Origin of the sequence: Enterococcus sp. 3G6_DIV0642, assembly GCF_002140635.1 — a bacterium.
Classification (GTDB): Bacteria; Bacillota; Bacilli; order Lactobacillales; family Enterococcaceae; genus Enterococcus_D; species Enterococcus_D casseliflavus.
On the sequence record NZ_NGLH01000001.1, the window covers coordinates 951277 to 969493 of the forward strand.

Here is an 18217-nt window from a genome sequence, read left to right on the forward strand (position 1 = left end):
CACACATGGGATATAAAAATAATAATACGGGCTATTTAGAAGGATTGCTGCAATCACGAGCAGTCATTAGAAAAAATAATTTTGCGATCTTGCCGCATGATGGGCTAGTGAATAATGTCATTCCAGGCTTCGAAAACTGTGAATGTTCGATACTCGGCACACCAAAATTAGGGGCGTCTTTTGTCGATTACATCATTTCATTCAAAAAAGATGGTGCCAACCAATTGGGCTTCGGCGGTCCAGAGATCGAGAGTTTCTTGTATGTCATCTCGGGCAAACTGGAAGTAAGTGATGGCAAAGAAACCCATACATTGACGGACGGAGGCTATATCTATCTGCCTGCTGGAGAAAAACTGTATATGAAAAATCTCCAAGAAGAAGCGACAGAAGTATTCTTGTATAAGAAGCGTTACCAACCGCTAGAAAATCACCAAGCCTACAAAGTAGTGGGGAATCTTTCAGAGTTGACACCGATCCAATACGAAGGGATGGAAGACGTCTTGCTTTGGGATTTCTTACCGAAAGAGTTGGGCTTTGACATGAATATCCATATCCTTTCCTTTGAACCAGGGGCAAGTCATGGCTACATTGAGACCCACTACCAAGAACATGGGGCGTACTTACTGTCAGGTAAAGGGATGTATAACTTAGATAATGAGTGGTTCCCAGTGGAAAAAGGCGACTACATTTTCATGAGTGCCTATGTACAGCAAGCGGCCTATGGTGTTGGCCGTGACGAACCATTGACCTATATTTATTCCAAAGATTGCAACCGCGATCCGGAAATTTAAAGGAGTTTAGAAGATGGAAGAGACGGTTATTGTACAGTCACAAGAGTTACAGCAATTGATCCAAAACAAATTAGCGGCTGCTGGTTTGTCTGAAGAGCACGCAGCCATCGTTGCAGAGCATTTGGTCTTTGCCGATGCCAGCGGGATCCACTCTCACGGGGCTGTGCGGGTAGACTATTACGCAGAGCGGATCGCTAAAGGCGGGATGAATCGCACCCCGCAGATCACGTTTGAAGAGACTGGACCTAGCAGCGGGATCGTTCACGGTCAAAATGGCGCAGGGCAGGTCGTCGTGTTAGAAGCGACAAAGCATGCCATTGAGATGGCCAAACGTTCTGGGATCGCGGCGGTTGGTGTGCGGAAAACGAGTCATAGTGGGGCACTATCCTATTATGTCAAAAAAGCCGCAGAAGCTGACTTGATTGCATTATCTATGTGCCAATCGGATTCAATGGTGGTTCCTTTTGGCGGCAAAGAAAATTATTTTGGTACCAATCCGATTGCCTTTGCGGCACCGCGAAAGCATGGTGCGCCGGTGGTTTTTGATATGGCAACGACAGTCCAAGCGTGGGGCAAAATTTTAGATGCTCGTTCCAAAGATAAAGAGATTCCAGCAACATGGGCCGTTGATGCCCATGGCAAGCCAACGACGAATCCGCATCATGTTCATGGGTTATTGCCAATCTCAGGACCAAAAGGCTTTGGGTTGATGATGATGGTGGATATCTTGTCTGGAATGCTCCTTGGGCTGCCTTTTGGCAAGCATGTTTCCTCTATGTACAACGATCTGACGAAAGGTCGCGACTTAGGGCAATTTATTTTGCTGATCGATCCGCAACGCTTTACAGATTTAGACACATTTAAAGAGTCGGTGGAGACGATGGTTGCCGAACTGCACGACATACCGGCTGCTGAACAGTTCCAGCAAGTCTATTATCCAGGCGAGATCAATCAACTAACCTATGAAAAATATATGGCAGAAGGCATTCCCATCGAGAAGAACATTTATCGCTATCTCATTAGCGACACGGTTCATTTTGACCAGTATTCTGGGTCAGATGCCTTTGCACAGACAGGAACAGGAAAGTGAGGAGACCCATGTTACACACTATTATTCAAAAAAACAATTACCAAGATTCCATTGTTTTAATGCTTTTGACCAATCGTTTACTGACGATCGAAGGGATCAACAACGCTTCGGTCATGATGGGTACACCTGCCAATAAGGATATCTTCAAGACGGGTGGTCTTTATACCGAGGAGATGAGCAATGCGACCTCCAACGATATGGTACTCGTTTTAGACATTGAAGAGGAAGAAATCATCGAAACAGTCCTGTCAGAAATCGATGCCTTCTTATCGGACCAAAGCAATAGCGCAGGAGAAGAAACCCAAAGCGTCAAAACTTGGGAAAAAGCCTTAGATCTTGGAAAAGATGCGAAGGTCGCTGTCTTATCGATTCCTGGTACTATGGCAGCACCAGAAATTGAAACCGCATTAGCAGCGGGCAAACATGTTTTTTGTTTCAGTGATAATGTTTCATTGGAAGAGGAAGTTCGGCTAAAGAAACTGGCGCATGAACAAGGACTTCTTTTAATGGGACCAGATTGTGGCACAGGGATTCTCAATGGGATACCAGTAGCCTTCACGAATGCCGTCCGTAAAGGGAAAATCGGTGTTGTCGGCGCTTCGGGTACGGGCATCCAAGAAGTCACCACCATCATTCATAAATTGGGTGCCGGTGTGACACAAGCCATCGGAACCGGTGGACGAGATCTCAAAGAAGCCGTCGGTGGGATCACCATGAAAGACAGCATTCTTGCCTTGGAACACGATCCTGATACGGAGGTGATCGTGGTGATCTCTAAACCACCTGCACCACGTGTCCGCGATGAAGTGTTGGCATTATTAAGAAGAGGAACAAAACCTGCAGTCACGATTTTTCTGGGGGAAGAACCAACGGACCACGAAGAAAATCTTTACCGAGCCTACACGCTGGAAGAAGCGGCACAATTAGCCGTGCAGCTGCTACGTCAAGAACAGATTGGATTAGAGCCAGTAAAAGAGGAAACGGCAGCTGCCGCTTTTGGACCTGAACAGCAAAAAATCAAAGCTTACTATTCTGGCGGAACATTGGCGTACGAAGCAGCGATGCTGGTCAAAACAGGATTAAATCTAGAACAAGAAGATGCCCATCAGGAAGGGTACATCTTAAAAGCAGCTGGCCATGAGATCATCGATTTAGGTGATGACATCTATACGCAAGGCAAGCCCCATCCGATGATCGACCCAACAAAGCGGATCGAACTGTTGAAACAAGCGGGAGAAGATCCTGAAACGGCAGTGATTTTGTTAGATATCGTTTTAGGGTATGGCTCTCATCAAGATATGGCGAGTGAATTGGCACCGACCATCAAATCGTTGAAGGAAGCAGCGCAAGCAGCTGGCCGGGAGTTAGCGGTGATCGCTACGATCGTCGGAACTGATTTAGACCCCCAAGACAGCAACGAGCAAGCAGAGATTTTAACCGCAGCTGGCGTGATTTTGTGTCAAAGCAATGCCCAAGCAGTCAAACAAGCTTTAGCAATGCTCGGTCACCCGTTTTCACCAATTAATCGTAAGCTGTTGCCAAAAGCAGTGACAACTACCGATGCGTTGCCAGAGCCATCTGAAAAGAGCCGCGAATTGTTGGCGAATGACGCGTTCATCAATGTAGGATTGCGTAGCTTTGCGGAAGCGATCCAGGCGCATCACGGTCAAGTCGTTCAATATGACTGGCAGCCAATTGCTGGTGGAAACGTAACGTTACAAAAAGCCTTACGTTTCTTAGCACAAGTGTCACTATCAGAGTAGGAGGAAGTTATCGTGTACGAAACTATTGAAGAAGCAAACCAAGCCGTTATTGCCAAAATCGTTGCCGGTTCGCCTTTTTTGCTGGATGTCGTTCCAGCAGTCAGTGTCATTCCAGAATTAGGTGAAGGAAAAGTCCTATTGCATGCAGGACCACCGATCCGCTACGACCAGATGATCGATCCGATTCAAGGTGCTTGTGTTGGCGCGGGGCTTTTTGAAGGCTGGGGCGAAACGGAAGAAGAGGTACGTCATTTATTAGCATCTGGGGAAGTTCAACTGATTCCTTGTCACCACGTGCAAGCGGTTGGTCCAATGGGGGGCATCACCTCTGCCAATATGCCAGTGCTCGTGGTGGAAAACAAAACCGACGGCAACCGAGCATATTGTACGATGAACGAAGGGATCGGGGCAGTTTTACGTTTTGGCGCCTATTCTCAAGAAGTCATTGATCGCTTGCATTGGATGAAAAATACGTTAGCGCCAGTTTTAAGTGCTGCACTACAAACAAAACCCGATGGCTTGAACATCAATGTCTTAGTCGCAAAAGCAATCGCCATGGGGGATGAGTTCCATCAACGAAATATCGCTGCTTCGTTGGCGTTCTTAAAAGAAGTAGCACCAGCGATCGTTACCCTGGAAGGATTTGAAAAAGAAAAACCAGAAGTCATTCAGTTTCTTGCAGACACGGATCAGTTTTTCTTGAATATCATGATGGCTTCTTCAAAAGCGGTGCTTGATGGCGCCCGAACGATTGAAGAAGGCACGGTTGTGACCGCAATGTGTCGCAACGGGCATGAATTCGGTATCCGTATTTCTGGCATGGGAGACGAGTGGTTTACTGGTCCTGTCAATACACCAAAAGGGCTCTATTTCTCAGGATTCAGTGAAGAAGATGCCTCTCCAGACATGGGCGACAGTGCCATTACGGAAACCTTTGGTGTTGGGGGAATGGCAATGATTGCTGCCCCAGCTGTGACACGCTTCGTTGGTTCTGGTGGATTTCACGATGCGTTGAAAACCAGCAATGAGATGTTAGAGATCTCAATTGATACCAATCCGAATTTTCCCGTTCCTACATGGGACTTCAAAGGGATCTGTTTAGGGATCGATGCTCGGAAAGTCGTGGAAACAGGGATCTTACCGGTGATCAATACAGGGATCGCCAACAAACAAGCTGGACGAGGACAAATTGGTGCCGGGACAGTGACACCACCAATGGATTGCTTTGAAAAAGCTGTCTTAGCTTATGCAAAAAAATTAGGATTTGAAGAATAAATCAGGAACTGAAAACGTGAAAAAGGAGCAACCTAGTGATGATACAGGCAAAATGGATCGACCAAGCTTTATTTGAACCCACATTTATCAATGGCAACTGGCTCGTTCACAGTGTGTTTCAGCATAGTTTCAATCTGCAAGATCCTCGTCAGGATCAGCTGATCTGTGTCTCCAAACAAACGGCTCGCGTGCCCAAAGGGATGATTTTAGCTGCCGACGATTATGCAACGTTGGCGACAGGGTTAGTTGCTGGTACCACTCTTTTGGTTCAGCAACGGGTGATCCATTTTCCGCATCATCGTCTGTCTTTTCAAAAGGCAGCCAAATTTACAACCACCTTTCCAGCTGGCACAGTCCCATTTGATCGAGAACTGTTTTGGTCAACCCTTCAAAACGTCACGGAAAAGACGGGGATTCAAGAAGCTGTTTCAGAAACCATCAGCAGCAATCATCCGTTTTACGACGCAATCGATCAGCTATGCACGCCTTCATTTAAGGAACAACGGCAAGCAGTCGCTTATTTAGTCGGACGGGGTGTCGGATTGACCCCCACAGGCGATGATATGCTAGTTGGTCATTTACTGGCTCGCCGAGTGATGGGGCAAGAAGATACCCGCTTGTTGGCTTATCTACAAAGAAGGCTGTTGACAGTCAATGATTTAACGACTGACGTCAGTAAACACTATCTTCTGCATGCACTGACAGGCGCATTCAATCAATCGACATTATCCTTGACCAAGTGTACTGATTCAGTGGCTTTTTCCCAAGTAATCAAAGAGATACTAGCGATCGGTCATACCTCGGGGGCCGACTTTTTGGCAGGGTTTGCTCGCAGTATCGATCAATTTCAAAACAATAGAAATGAGGAATTCATATGGCAAAACGAGTGGTCATCGCTCTAGGGGGCAATGCAATTTTAAAACCGAATCAACCAGCGACCGTAGAAACACAGCTTGCAAATATCCAGTTAAGTGCGGAACAGATCGCTAAAATCGAGAAGCTTGACCATCAAATCGTCGTGACGCACGGCAATGGTCCGCAAGTCGGCAATATTTTACGACAAAATGAAGAAGCCAAAGAAGTCGTGCCGCCTTTTCCACTAGATGTCTGCAATGCAGAGTCACAAGGCTTTATCGGTTATTTAATGGAGCAAAGCATCAAAAATAAAATCGAGCAAGAAGAACTGACCAGCAATGTCGTGACCTTATTGACCCAAGTGGAAGTGGCAGCGGATGATCCCGCGTTTGAAAAGCCAACGAAGCCGATCGGCTTGTTCTACTCAGAAGAAGAAGCAAAAAAGATGGCTGAGGAAAAACATTGGGTGATGGAAGAAGATGCTGGACGTGGGTATCGTCGCGTCGTGCCATCTCCACAACCTGTGACGATCCACGGCGTGGAATCAATGGTTCATTTATTGAATCAAAATACCATCGTGATCGCTGGTGGCGGCGGTGGGATTCCAGTCGTAAAACAAGCGGAAGGCTTGAAAGGGATCGAAGCAGTCATCGATAAAGATCGAACTGGGAAAAAACTGGCAGAACAAGTGGATGCCGATGTATTTATGATGCTGACCGACGTCAACAACGTTTATATCAATTATGGAACACCGAAACAAGAAAAATTAACGGGCTTATCCGTAAGTGAAGCGCAAGCATATTTTGATGCGGGGCATTTTGCAGAAGGTAGTATGGGGCCGAAAATGGAAGCGGCGATTGCGTTTGCCAAACAAGGAAAGACAGCAATCATCTGCTCATTGGAAGAAGCGGACTTAGCATTGTTAGGTGAAGCAGGCACAAGGATCGCTGGGTAACACCAGCGATCCAACTGCTTGATTCGCCTATTAGTCGCCTTCTTCCGACAGCTCAAGGGCTAAACGCAGATCCAGGCTGATGCTAGGATCATGCACGTTTTTTCCTAGTAGCTTTTGACACTGTTCGATGCGGTATTTGATCGTGTTGCGATGAACGAACAAGGCTTTGGCGGTGCGGGTGATCTCACATTGATAATCCAAGTAAGCCCGTAAGGTTTTGCGCAATTCGATGGTGGCATCTTCTTGCGGAAACGCCAATTCTTTGAGGATCGTACGGCAGAAATAATGGATATCTTCAGGACTCATTTTTTCAAATAGACTCCGCATTCCCCGTTGATGGTAGAAAGAGACGATGGACGAATCATGTTGGCCTCTTTGTTCTTCATAAGCAGTCTTTGCTTCGATGTAGGAGCTGGCTAAATCATTGATACTTTCACAGACACTCCCTACCCCAAAGGCCATTCGAAATGGCAACCGATTGGTCAAAGCATTGGCGGTCTCGATCAAATGGTCTTCTAAGGCATCACACTTGTGCTGCACGAAAATCGCAAAGTGATTGCTGCCCTTTAAGCGAAAGAGACAAACATCTTTGATGCGATAAGGCAGTTGTTCACTAAACCACTGATAAACCAAGTCACTTTCTTCTTTTAAGTATTTGTCTTTGCCTTTGGTTTCTTTGGTTGGTTCGCAGGCACCATAGATGACACGATAATGGCGGGCTTTGACTAACCCGTAAGTCTTTCCGAGATCTAACCAATCTTTTTGTTCTTGCTTGGTGGATTGCTGGTATTCGATCATCCGTGTTAAAAAGTCACTTTTTAAATCTTCAAAAGATTCTTGCACTTTTTGGTTCTTGTAAAGCATAAACGACAAGACCAAGGCTGCTTGTTCCAGCGCAAAATCCGAGACAGGATAAGGAATCGCCTCAGGATTCAAAATGACTAAATAATGGGGGAAATAAGTGGAGGTTTCAATGGCATAATAAGAAATTTGTGACGTTTTTTCATGAAGATCTTTGATAGGGATCGCCCCGCTTTTTTCACCAGTAAAAACCCCTTTCGTTTGTCCTAATTGATGGATGTAATACTCCGCGGGTTTTGACATGCGGGTGAAATGCTTGGAGTGGGCAATCACTTGTTTAAAAGGATTCAACAAAATGATCGGTGTATTGACCATTTGGCCAAAATCAGCGATAAAGCGAGCGATGCTGACATCCTTCATCAAGGAAGCAGAGAACCGTTTTTGAATGTCTAACGCATAACTCAGCTGCTCGGTTTTGGTGTTCCACAATAAATTCAAAAGCTGGTGCATCAAACGACCTAGCGGCATCGTGGCAGGTACTTCTACGATGGGGAAACCCAAGCTATCGGCGTAGGCGATGACTTCAGGATCGATGACATCCAAAAAACGACCGATCTTGATGCCTAATCCAGCGGCATTTTTGGCTACGAGAGAATCGATCAGCTCTAGAAGCGCTCCTTGATTATCTTTATAAACCATCGCCGTGCTTAAGATAAAGGTATGCTCAGGAATATAGTGGGCGATATCGGGGGTCTCGGTGATTTCGATACTGTCGACGGGAATTTCCGCAGTCAGGGGATCTGTCAATAAACGCAAATTGGAAAAGCGTGGTATAGCAAGCAATTCAGCAACTAACTTCATAGAGAAACTCCTTTTGGAATTGAACAAAACAAACAAAAACATGTCCTTTTTTAGCTTTATTGTACAACAAACTTGGAAACGTTGACAAGGCGTTGGACAGTGAAATCAAAAAGAGAAATGAGGGGAAAAGATGTATAAAGAGTTAACGATCGCACAACGTACGATCATGACACCTGGGCCTGTAGAAGCCCATCCAGCTGTTCTACAAGCAATGACCAATCGTATTTTGGGGCAGTTTGATCCGAATTTTTTGGCGATCATGGATGAGGTAAAAGAAATGATCAAACAACCGTTTGGAACCAAAAACAAAGAGGCATTTGCCATTGACGGGACTTCCCGAGCTGGTTTAGAAGCGGCGCTGATCGCTTTGATCGAACCAGGGGACAAAGTCTTGATCCCCGCCTATGGGCGCTTTGCTTTCTTACTTGGAGAAATCTGTGAACGTGCCCAAGCGCAAGTCAAATATGTAGAAAAAGAATGGACGGCTCCTTTTGCACCCGCAGAGGTCATCAAAGAAATCGATGCATTTCAACCCAAGATCGTGGCGATGGTCCACGGGGAAACTGCCAATGGGCAAATGCAGCCGTTAGCAGAAATCGGGCAGTATTGTCGCGCAAAAGATATTTTCTTTGTCGTTGACATGGTGGCGACTTATGGTGGCGTGGCCCTGTCAGTCGATGATTGGTGTGTCGATTTGGCAATTGCCGGCACTCAGAAGTGTTTAAGTGTGCCGTCTGGTCTTTCATTAGTGACCTACAACGAGCGAGTCGAAGCCGTCCTTAATGCCCGTTACCAAAAAGAATTAGGCTTGAGCAAAACGGATCGAAACAAGCGGCACATTATGAGTAATTACTTGGATTTGAGTCAATTGCAACGCTACTGGAACACAGAGCGAATCAACCATCACACAGAAGCGACGAGTATGATCTATGCGCTTCATGAAGGATTACGGATGCTGCTAAACGAAGGCCTTGATGCAGCCTATCAACGTCATTTGACGAATGAAGGGGCGTTGGTCGCTGGACTGGAGGCAATGGGGCTTTCGATTTATGGCGAAAAAGCAACCAAAATGCCGACAGTTACCCCCATCTTTATTCCAGAAGGTGTTGATGGCGAAGCTGTCCGAGAAGAGATGCTTCACTCCTTTGGTGTAGAGATTGCTAGTTCATTTGGTGATCTAAAAGGAAAAATCTGGCGGATTGGAAATATGGGCTACAGCAGCCGCAAAGAAAATATTTTACATGTCCTAGCCGCGTTAGAAGGGGCACTATTGTACCAGCAAGCACCAATTTCTGCTGGCAAAGCGCTCATCGCTGCGTTAAATTACTACCAAAAAACGACTTAAATTTTTAGCACAAATGCACAACGACTGAAAGCGCTTTGTGAAAAATGACAAATGCAATCGTCGGCAAAAAAACGTACACTAAGACTATCTTAAAGCGCTTTCGTTGGCGTGCTTCACAAACTTTACTTGTGTAACTGATGGAGGGAAAAAAATGGAAATCAATAAAGAACGTGGTGGGCTTGCCTACTGGAAACAAATTATTATCTTAATGTGTTCAGGCTGGGTCACTATCTGGATTTATCGCGCTGCGTTATCACCGGTCTATCCGCAAATCAATGAGTCACTTGGCGGCAATATTTCTGATACAGCATTAGGATCGATTGCCAGCTTTTACTTTTTCGGCTATGTGATCATGCAGATCCCTGCCGGCTTTTTGGTGGATAAGATTGGGAAGAAAACAGTTCTGCTTCCAGGATTCGTGGTATTTGCACTGGCAGCTTTACTGATTTCACAAGCCTCTTCAATCTCCATGATCTATACCGGTAGCTTTTTAGCAGGGATCGGCTGTGGGTCATTTTACGGCTCAGCGTATTCTTTGACCTCACAGAACATTCCGAAAGAAAAGAAGAGCTTCTCAACAGCGATCGTCAATAGTGGTTCTGCCGTTGGTTCAGGGTTTGGGATGATCTTATCAAGCTTTATCGTTATTCAGATGAACATGCCTTGGCAAACAATGATGTATTTATCCGCTTTCTTGATCGTTTGTATGACGATCGCTTTTGCATTGGTGATCCGCAGCAACAAAGAAGACGTAGCTTTCTTGGAGAGTCAAGCAGCAGCTGAAGAAGAAACAACGGATCAGCCGAAAGAAAAAGTTTCCCTTTCGACCTTGTTCTCACTGCGGATGCTCTTTACTTACGTGTTATATTTTGCGACGTGTTATGCCTACTATATGACGGTTACTTGGCTACCAAACTTCTTAGGAACAGAACGAGGCTTCCAAGGAGTCGCGATCGGCTTCTCTTCTTCATTGGTAGCATTTGCTTCCATTCCTGGGGCATTGTTCTTTAGCCGCTTGGCAGACAAATACATGCATAAAAAAGTAACTTTTATCGTTATTTTAGAAGTGTTGGCGGCGTTGATGTTATTAGTAACGGTGCAAGCGACAAATTCGACCTTCTTAATGATCGCGTTGATCTTGTACGGGTTCCTTGGAAAACTAGCGGTTGAACCAATCATCATTTCTTGGCTAGGGGAAAATGCACCAAAAGTTGGGGTCGGTACGACGTTAGGGGTCTTCAACTTTTTCGGCATGATGTCTTCCGTTATCGCACCAACATTGACCGGATCGATCTCGGATGCAACAGGGTCAAAAGTAATGGGCTTTTATATCGCAATTATTTTGTTGATCGGTGGTACATTCTTATTCTTGACTGTAAACTCTAAGAAAACAGCAAAGTAGAAAAGTGAGGCACAAAAGATGAAAAAACGATCCTTAAAAATCAGTTTGACCAACCAAATCATGATTGCAACGGTATTGGGGATTTTTTGGGGCGTTTCCTTTCCCGGTTTAGGTGATCAAATGCAGCTAGTCGGGGACTTCTTCTTGCGACTGATTCAAATGTCTGTGGTCGTGCTGGTCATGGGCTCGGTGATTGAAGCGGTGGGGGGACTTGATCCAAAAGAATTAGGTGGGATCGGCGGGAAAGTCTTTCTCTGGTTTACTGGATCGACCCTCGTCGCCGCTATTTTCGGTCTCTTGTTCGCCTTGATCCTCAAGCCTGGCGCAGGCCTTGATCAGTCACTGCTGCAAAGTACAGAAACTGCATTAAGTACCAGCAGCATGGAAGAAGTCATCTTAAACTTTGTTCCACTGAACATTATTCAAGCCATGGTGGAGCAGAATATGATCCAAGTGATTATTTTTTCGCTCTTCTTTGGCCTTGCCTTGAGCTTGATCAAGCATGAAAAAAATAATCAGCTGTTTCTAGATATGATCAGTAGTTTTAATCATATTTTGTTAAAAATGGTCAGCATGATCATGAAGTTGGCGCCGATCGGGATTTTCGGCCTTGTTGCTTCCTTAGTAGAAGATACCGGTATTCGTGTGTTGGGAATGTTAGCCAGTTTTTTATTGACGTTAGCAGCAGCATCTTTGCTCTTTTTGTTTCTTTGGTTTCTCTTGACGTCGCTCTATTGCAAAGTTTCCTTGTTTCGTTTGATAAAGAACATGTGGCGCCTCTCGGTGGTTTCCTTTACGACTACCTCTTCTGCTGTTTCATTGCCGTTTCAAATGGAAGATGGCAAAGAACGATTTGGGATCAGTGATCGAATCAATAAGCTCGTGATGCCTCTGGGCATGACCTTAAATAGCAATGGGCTCTCCTTATTTTTAGCCCTGGCAATCGTAACCGTTGCTCAGGCGTACCAGATCCAATTGAGCTGGGGGGATCTTTTGCAAGTGGTCTTGTTGTCCTCGTTGGCATGCTTGGGAACGATCGTCGTTCCAGGTGGCGGATTAGTCACACTGGCCACGGTTTTACCTATGTTAGGACTGCCTAATGAAAGCATCGCCTTACTGGCTGGGATCGATTGGTTTTCTGGGATGTTTCGGACCCTCTTGAATGTTGACCCTGACGTCACAGTGGCGTTGATCGTTGCTCATGATGAAGGAGAACTGGATCATGCAGTCTTCAATGGTGAAAAAGCCCCGGTCAAATTAGCAGAAAAAATCACCGATGGCGTATAAGACCAATCATTCTTGTGATGAAACTTTACTCTTTTTTGAAAACGTGTTACGATTGATTCGTTGATAGACTAAAGAAGCTTCCTGAAATACCGTAAACGGTAAACAGTAGCGGCTAATTTTCCGCTTGTCATTCAACAGACAACTACGACAAAAAGAGGAGGAAAAAACATGACAGCATCGATGAAATTGTGGATTGACCTTTTGAATAGCTAATTTAAATCTATTTCAAAAGTCTAGGCAATCGTGATTTCAAGGGATGAGTGTCCTCTTTTTTCCAATTTCTTATTAAAATCAGGGTATAGCGGTAGGCTATGCCCTTTTTTGTGCTTGCGTTTTCCTAGACGGGAAGGACAGACTGATGGAACAATTAAGTGTAAAAATAAATAATCTAATCAAAAATTATGGGGCCAAAGAAGTACTGAACATTGAAGAACTGAGTGCCTATCAAACGGATCGTATCGGGATCGTGGGCGCAAATGGGCAAGGCAAGTCTACCTTGCTGAAATTGATTGCGGGAGTGATCGATCCTGATTCAGGAACGATCCAAAGAGAAAATTCGTTTCACTATTTCCCGCAAATCGCTGAGGTGACTGAAAAGACGGAGGCCCTTGACTGGGCGCTGTTTGGTCGTTTTTCGATCCCAACAAATGAATTGGCGACACTAAGCGGCGGGGAGGAGACCAAATACCGGTTGGCACAAACGTTATCTTCCTATCGGTTAGGACTTTTGCTCGATGAGCCAACGACCCATTTGGACCAGCAAGGAATTCAAGTCTTGATTGAGGAATTGCAGTATTATTATGGCACCCTGATCGTGGTCAGTCATGATCGGTACCTATTGAATCAGCTGGCAACGAAAATCTGGGAAGTCGATCAAGGCAAAGTCACCGAGTATTCTGGCAATTATGACAGTTACCGACAGCAAAAAGAGCAAGCGACACAGCGTGTTGCCTGGGAGGCGACGCAGTATCGGCAACAAAAACAGCAGTTGACCCAAGCAATCCAAAAGAAAAAAGAACAAGCGATCAAGAGCAGTCGTATTTCTGAAAAAAAGCGGCAGCAGAACATCCGACCAGACCGTTTGTCGTCATCAAAACAAAAAGACACGGTGCAAAAGTCATTGCAAAAAACAGTCAAAGCCATGGAAAGCCGCTTGGATCAGTTGGAAGAAGTGAAGGGTGTTGCCCGGCAGCAGGTGATTCGTTTTCCAGTAGTCCCTGCAGTGGAGCTGCATAATAAACGACCGATTCGTGGGGAGCAAGTAACCATTCAAAGAGGGGCGAAACGTTTGCTAGACAGCAGCAGTTTCCAGTTTGCTGCCGGGAAGAAAATCGCTATCGTGGGTCCGAACGGTTCGGGAAAGTCGACTTTACTAAAAGAAATCATCGCAGGTGGAGAGGGAATCTATGTATCACCGAAAATCGTCTTTGCGGTCTACGAGCAAATGGGCTATCGAAAAAACAGCACCACACCGCTTTTGACGGAATTGATGGCTCAAACAGACTATCAGGAACCACTGGTCCGCAGTATTTTACACAATCTGGGATTTAGCCAGATTGACGTGATGATGCCAGTCAATGTGCTAAGCGGCGGGGAAGCGACACGGGTCGAGCTCGCACGCATCTTTACTCAATCTGCCAATGTCTTGATACTTGATGAACCGACGAACTTTATTGATCTGCCGACAATCACCGTCTTGGAACAATTGATTCGCAGCTATCGAGGCATGGTTTTGTTCACATCTCACGATCAAGCGTTTATCGATGCCGTCGCGGATGATGTGTATCAAATCGATCATGGAAAATTAACATTGGTTTCCAGTAACTAGCAGCATTGTCGCTTTTATACCTGTATAAAGAAAAACAGCGCGGGAAAGGAAGCGACCGCTCAACGATCGATCAACAATCGGCCGTTGAGCGGTCACTACAAAACCCGTGCTGTTTTTTTCGCAATCATCGGTATCGCCTAGCTGTTGCTACATCGCTTAATAAATCTTTTTCGTAAAGTATTTTAAGATCAGGGGAGAGATCAAGGTACTCAACAAGACAACGATCACCAAAGGGGAATACAATGCGGACGAAATCAATTGGTTTTGTTGACCAATCTGCAAAATGATCAATGCCATTTCACCTCGGGAAATCATTCCAGCTCCCACCATCCAAGCACTGTTGTTCGAGAATTTCGCGATTTTCGCCCCGACATAGCCGCCGACCAGCTTGGTCAAGATCGCGACCACGGTAAAGGCAAGAATAAAGAATAATTGCTCATTTAAGCGGGAAAAATCAACTTCTAAGCCAACGCTGACAAAGAACACCGGAATGAAGACGGCATAACCTAATGCTTCGACACTGTGTTCCACTTCCTCACGAACCTTCGTTTGACTGACAGCGATCCCTGCGAAGAAGGCACCAATGACAGAGCTTAACCCAACAAGGTCAGCAAGATACGCCATTCCTAAGCAGATGATCAGTGACATGATGATCACCGCGGAATTTGCAAATAGCTTTTCTGCAAGTGCCAATAAGAACGGAGCGATCCATTTCACTAATAGAAAAATCAACACAAAATAAATCAATTCTACCAATAAGGTGACCGGCAGTGGTGTTGCTTGGCTGCTTTCGCCGCCTAAAAAGGAAAGGCTAAGACTCAAAACCAACACGACCAAAATATCATCCACGACGGAAGCACCAAGAATCGTCGACCCTTCTTTCGTATTCACCACATTCAACTCTTTCAATACTTCGACAGAAATACTGACTGAGGTGGCAGCTAATACGATCCCGAAAAAGAACGCTTCTGTGGGACTGCTTTGAAAGCCGATCCCCGTGGCATACCCGAAGAGCATAGGGAACACGATCCCCAAAAGGGCAACGAGCATCCCTGGACGAAAATAGCGTTTCAATAAAGAAATATCACTTTCCAATCCCGCTAAAAACATCAGCAAAATAACACCAATCTCTGAAAAATCATGAACCAGAATATCTGGATGGACCCAATTGAGTCCTGCGCCTCCTAATAGAACCCCCGCTAACAACTGCCCGATGACAGCAGGAACGCCCATCCGTCTCGCCAGATGCGAGAAGAGGGTCGTCGTGATTAGGATCAAACACAAAATCCCGACAAAATGCATAAAACCTCATCCTTCTTTCCTATAACATACTCCCCTTTAGTATAGCATTCTCTCTTGAATTGAGCCTGTATCAAGCCTTTTTTGAATAAAGGGAGATTCGGAAACGGTTCCTTTTTCGAAAAGTCGGATAAAGTTAGATCAGATGAAGGCATTCCCATTGGCTACCAAAATAAAAAAACGTTACTTTCGGTTTATTTATAACAAATTAATGCTCCAGCCAACGGGCGAGCTGCTGAAACACCATTTGGACTTGCGGCTCCTCGACGTTTTTCAAAAAGTCGTGGGGCAAATCATAGACAGGGACAAATTTGCTTTTAGGCACTTTCTTCAAGCCTTTGCTGTAACGAAAAGGAACTTCCTCATCGGTACTGCTGGCACTGCTGAAAATTGGAGGAAATTGAGCAAGCAGCTCAGGATCAATGGTATAGTCAGAAAGAGCTTCAGCTGTTAGACCATAGATCGTTGTGAGTTCTTGCTGTTGAACCCAATAAACATAAGGCAAATAGCGCTGAAAATGCGGATCATCCCAAACGTTCTCGGTTTGATCCAAAGAAGGGACTTGCTCTTTGCTTAAGAGCGGCTGCTGCAAGACTCGTTTGTTTTCAATAAAAGAAAGATCGGTATACCCATAAAAGTTGACCAGTTTTTCAGGCAATCTCTGTTGTTCCTTCAGTAATTGCTGGGTCAGCGCCAGCATCAAATAACTGCCAGCTGAGCGTCCGCAGAAACAAAACGGGTTATCTTTAAGCACAGTTGCTTGCAATTCTTGAAAATTTTGCCAGTTCAGCGCCAAAATCTCCGCTAACGAGGAATTGGGCGCCAGTAAATAATCGACTGTGAGGACACTGTATTGCTGCTCTTGAAATAGTGCGATCAGTGATGCGGGAATGTCTTGACGGGTTCCATAAACAAAACCGCCGCCGTGAAAGTAAATCAGGTATTTCTCCGAAGCAGGATAAAGGGACACCGAAGCACCGGTGGTCAATTGCCATTCTTTTTTCATTTTGCTTGACTCCTTTTCTGAAGCTCTAATAAATAGGTGCCGATCTCGTAATTGACTAATTGGATCGGACTTGTCAGATCGATCTCTAGTAGCTGTTCGATTTTGCTTAGCCGGTAGCGAATCGTTTTGGCATGAAGAAACAAGGTTTCAGCCGTATTTTTGTAATTGCGATTCGTGATAAAAAAGGTATACAGCGTTTTGAACAGCTCTTCATTTTCTTCCGAAAGTTGATACAGCTTCGGGGGAATGCTTTGCTGCAGCTTTTCCAGTTGGTTCTCCTTGATAAAGGAACTAAAGATACCTAAGTCGCTATAGGCAATGATCGGCGCCAAATAAAACTGCCGATTGAAGCGGATCGCATCCAAACACTCTGGCAGGATCTCTTTGATCTGTTCCTTGCGCAAGACTTCGCTGACCACCAAGCAGCCATGTTCATCGGCTAATAGGGCATTATCAAAATGTGTCTGCAGCATCTGTTTCGTCACCTGATGGGCGATCGATTGGAAATTATAGAGGATCACCAAATAATTGTGGTGTTCGAAAAAGACGTGGGGTGTTTTCAACGCCCGCAGCTTGTGCAAGACGACGGACTTACGCTCCTTATCTTTAAAGCTGTTGGAAGCAAAGGCAATGCCTTGGTAGAAATCGTAGCGATCCAGTTGCGCTTCTTCTAACAAAAGATCCAGCTCAGCCAAATTACTAGGAGTGTTTTGTAAGATCGCATCGGCCAGATTGTTCATGCGATTGTAGCGTTCTTTCTTCAACAAATACTCCATTTGGAGGCGTTCATAAATGACGTCGATCACATTTTCAATGATCATGACTTTTGCCTCAGGGATCTGCGAATCTTTCTGATAAACGATCAAGGTACACAGATCATTGTAAGGATTGATGATCTCTACTTTTATGGCAGTCACATATTGATTGTTCTCATGAGAAAATAATTCCAAATATTCGTAGTGGTTCTTGGTAAACTCGATGGTTTTCATGGGTTCTTGTTTGGTCACCACGAAATTCTTAAAGGATTGACCGACGGACACATGCACATCTAAATGAGGAATGCGCAACGAACAAGGCTTTTCGATCAATTGATAGAACTCCTGCATGATCTGATCGAAAGAAGAGTGGTTGCGCTCAACTTTCATGAAGCGCTGGCGAACTTCGTAATAGGTGCGCAGCAGCTGGGTTTGGTGATTTAGCAATGGTTCGTAAACCGCTAGCATGATGGCTTCATAGCTGACTTCTTGCTGCACTTTGATCAAAGGGATCTGATAAGCAAAGCTAAGCTCGATCACCCAATCTGGGATCATAGGGATCAAGCGATCCACTTTGATCACTAAACCGCTGACACCGATTTGCTGCATTTTTTCAAAAAAAACACGCAGTTCCTCAGGGGATTGGTCTTTGAAGGCATAAAAAGAAGTCAAAATCAATTGATGGGCTTTGCTCCATTTCTCGATGTCCATCGCTTCCAGCACCATGACGGAACCGACGGAATTTGTTAAACCAATGGAGCCAGTCAGGACTTTACTTTTTTCAAAAAGCGGCAGTTCAACCAATTCTTTTAATTTCATAAAATGCTCCTTTTTTCTCTTTTGGATAAAAAGTATAGCATTTTTTTAGAACTTTATCCAATGAAAACGCAAACAAGGCTCGTTA

General features: G+C 45.0%; 14 protein-coding genes. 10 read left to right on the forward strand and 4 right to left on the reverse strand.

Annotation, left to right across the window (positions count from 1 at the left end; translation table 11 throughout):
• Positions 1–5: 5 nt before the first annotated feature.
• The 6 genes from allE to arcC are packed head-to-tail and all read left to right on the forward strand — an operon-like array spanning position 6 to position 6729.
• The gene (allE, locus tag A5878_RS04665) at positions 6–791 is read left to right on the forward strand and encodes a (S)-ureidoglycine aminohydrolase (RefSeq protein WP_086294772.1); all 786 of its coding nucleotides are present in this window, start codon (positions 6–8) and stop codon (positions 789–791) included.
• A gap of 13 nt (positions 792–804) precedes the next feature.
• Entirely contained in the window at positions 805–1881 is a 1077-nt protein-coding gene (allD, locus tag A5878_RS04670) for an ureidoglycolate dehydrogenase (RefSeq protein ID WP_086294773.1), read from the forward strand.
• Positions 1882–1889: 8 nt separating this feature from the next.
• Entirely contained in the window at positions 1890–3644 is a 1755-nt protein-coding gene (fdrA, locus tag A5878_RS04675; RefSeq protein ID WP_086294774.1) for an acyl-CoA synthetase FdrA, read from the forward strand.
• A gap of 12 nt (positions 3645–3656) precedes the next feature.
• Positions 3657–4919 (forward strand): DUF1116 domain-containing protein, encoded by a 1263-nt coding sequence (locus tag A5878_RS04680; RefSeq protein ID WP_005234461.1) that lies wholly within the window; start codon positions 3657–3659, stop codon positions 4917–4919.
• A 38-nt stretch (positions 4920–4957) separates the two neighbouring features.
• Entirely contained in the window at positions 4958–5821 is an 864-nt protein-coding gene (locus A5878_RS04685) for a DUF2877 domain-containing protein (protein ID WP_086294775.1), read from the forward strand.
• Positions 5794–6729 (forward strand): carbamate kinase, encoded by a 936-nt coding sequence (arcC, locus tag A5878_RS04690; RefSeq protein ID WP_005225365.1) that lies wholly within the window; start codon positions 5794–5796, stop codon positions 6727–6729. Before A5878_RS04685 ends, arcC begins: the two co-directional genes overlap by 28 nt.
• A gap of 30 nt (positions 6730–6759) precedes the next feature.
• Here the strand turns inward: arcC and A5878_RS04695 are convergent, their stop codons facing one another.
• Positions 6760–8391, reverse strand: coding sequence for a PucR family transcriptional regulator (locus tag A5878_RS04695; RefSeq protein WP_086294776.1), 1632 nt, complete (start codon positions 8389–8391; stop codon positions 6760–6762).
• 130 nt (positions 8392–8521) lie between these two features.
• Here A5878_RS04695 and A5878_RS04700 point away from each other — a divergent pair, with 130 nt between their 5' ends.
• The 4 genes from A5878_RS04700 to abc-f all read left to right on the forward strand — a co-directional run bounded on the left by A5878_RS04700 (position 8522) and on the right by abc-f (position 14253).
• The gene (locus tag A5878_RS04700) at positions 8522–9736 is read left to right on the forward strand and encodes an alanine--glyoxylate aminotransferase family protein (protein WP_005225367.1); all 1215 of its coding nucleotides are present in this window, start codon (positions 8522–8524) and stop codon (positions 9734–9736) included.
• Between the two features lie 151 nt (positions 9737–9887).
• Positions 9888–11138, forward strand: coding sequence for an MFS transporter (locus A5878_RS04705; protein ID WP_005225368.1), 1251 nt, complete (start codon positions 9888–9890; stop codon positions 11136–11138).
• Positions 11139–11156: 18 nt separating this feature from the next.
• Complete coding sequence (locus A5878_RS04710; RefSeq protein ID WP_086294777.1) at positions 11157–12425, forward strand: dicarboxylate/amino acid:cation symporter; 1269 nt, start codon at positions 11157–11159, stop codon at positions 12423–12425.
• A gap of 358 nt (positions 12426–12783) precedes the next feature.
• On the forward strand, positions 12784–14253 hold the full coding sequence (gene abc-f / locus A5878_RS04715; RefSeq protein ID WP_086294778.1) for a ribosomal protection-like ABC-F family protein: 1470 nt from the start codon (positions 12784–12786) through the stop codon (positions 14251–14253).
• A 156-nt stretch (positions 14254–14409) separates the two neighbouring features.
• On the opposite strand, the gene A5878_RS04720 is transcribed toward abc-f, so the two are convergent.
• From A5878_RS04720 to A5878_RS04730, 3 genes are all read right to left on the reverse strand, one after another.
• Positions 14410–15555: a cation:proton antiporter gene (locus A5878_RS04720; protein ID WP_015509193.1), complete on the reverse strand. Its 1146-nt coding sequence runs from the start codon at positions 15553–15555 to the stop codon at positions 14410–14412.
• 205 nt (positions 15556–15760) lie between these two features.
• Positions 15761–16558, reverse strand: a complete 798-nt coding sequence (locus A5878_RS04725; RefSeq protein WP_086294779.1) for an alpha/beta hydrolase — start codon at positions 16556–16558, stop codon at positions 15761–15763.
• A complete protein-coding gene (locus A5878_RS04730) occupies positions 16555–18132 on the reverse strand; it encodes a PucR family transcriptional regulator (RefSeq protein WP_010747680.1) in 1578 nt (525 codons plus the stop codon). The genes A5878_RS04725 and A5878_RS04730 overlap by 4 nt, the downstream gene beginning before the upstream one ends.
• Positions 18133–18217 lie beyond the last annotated feature (85 nt).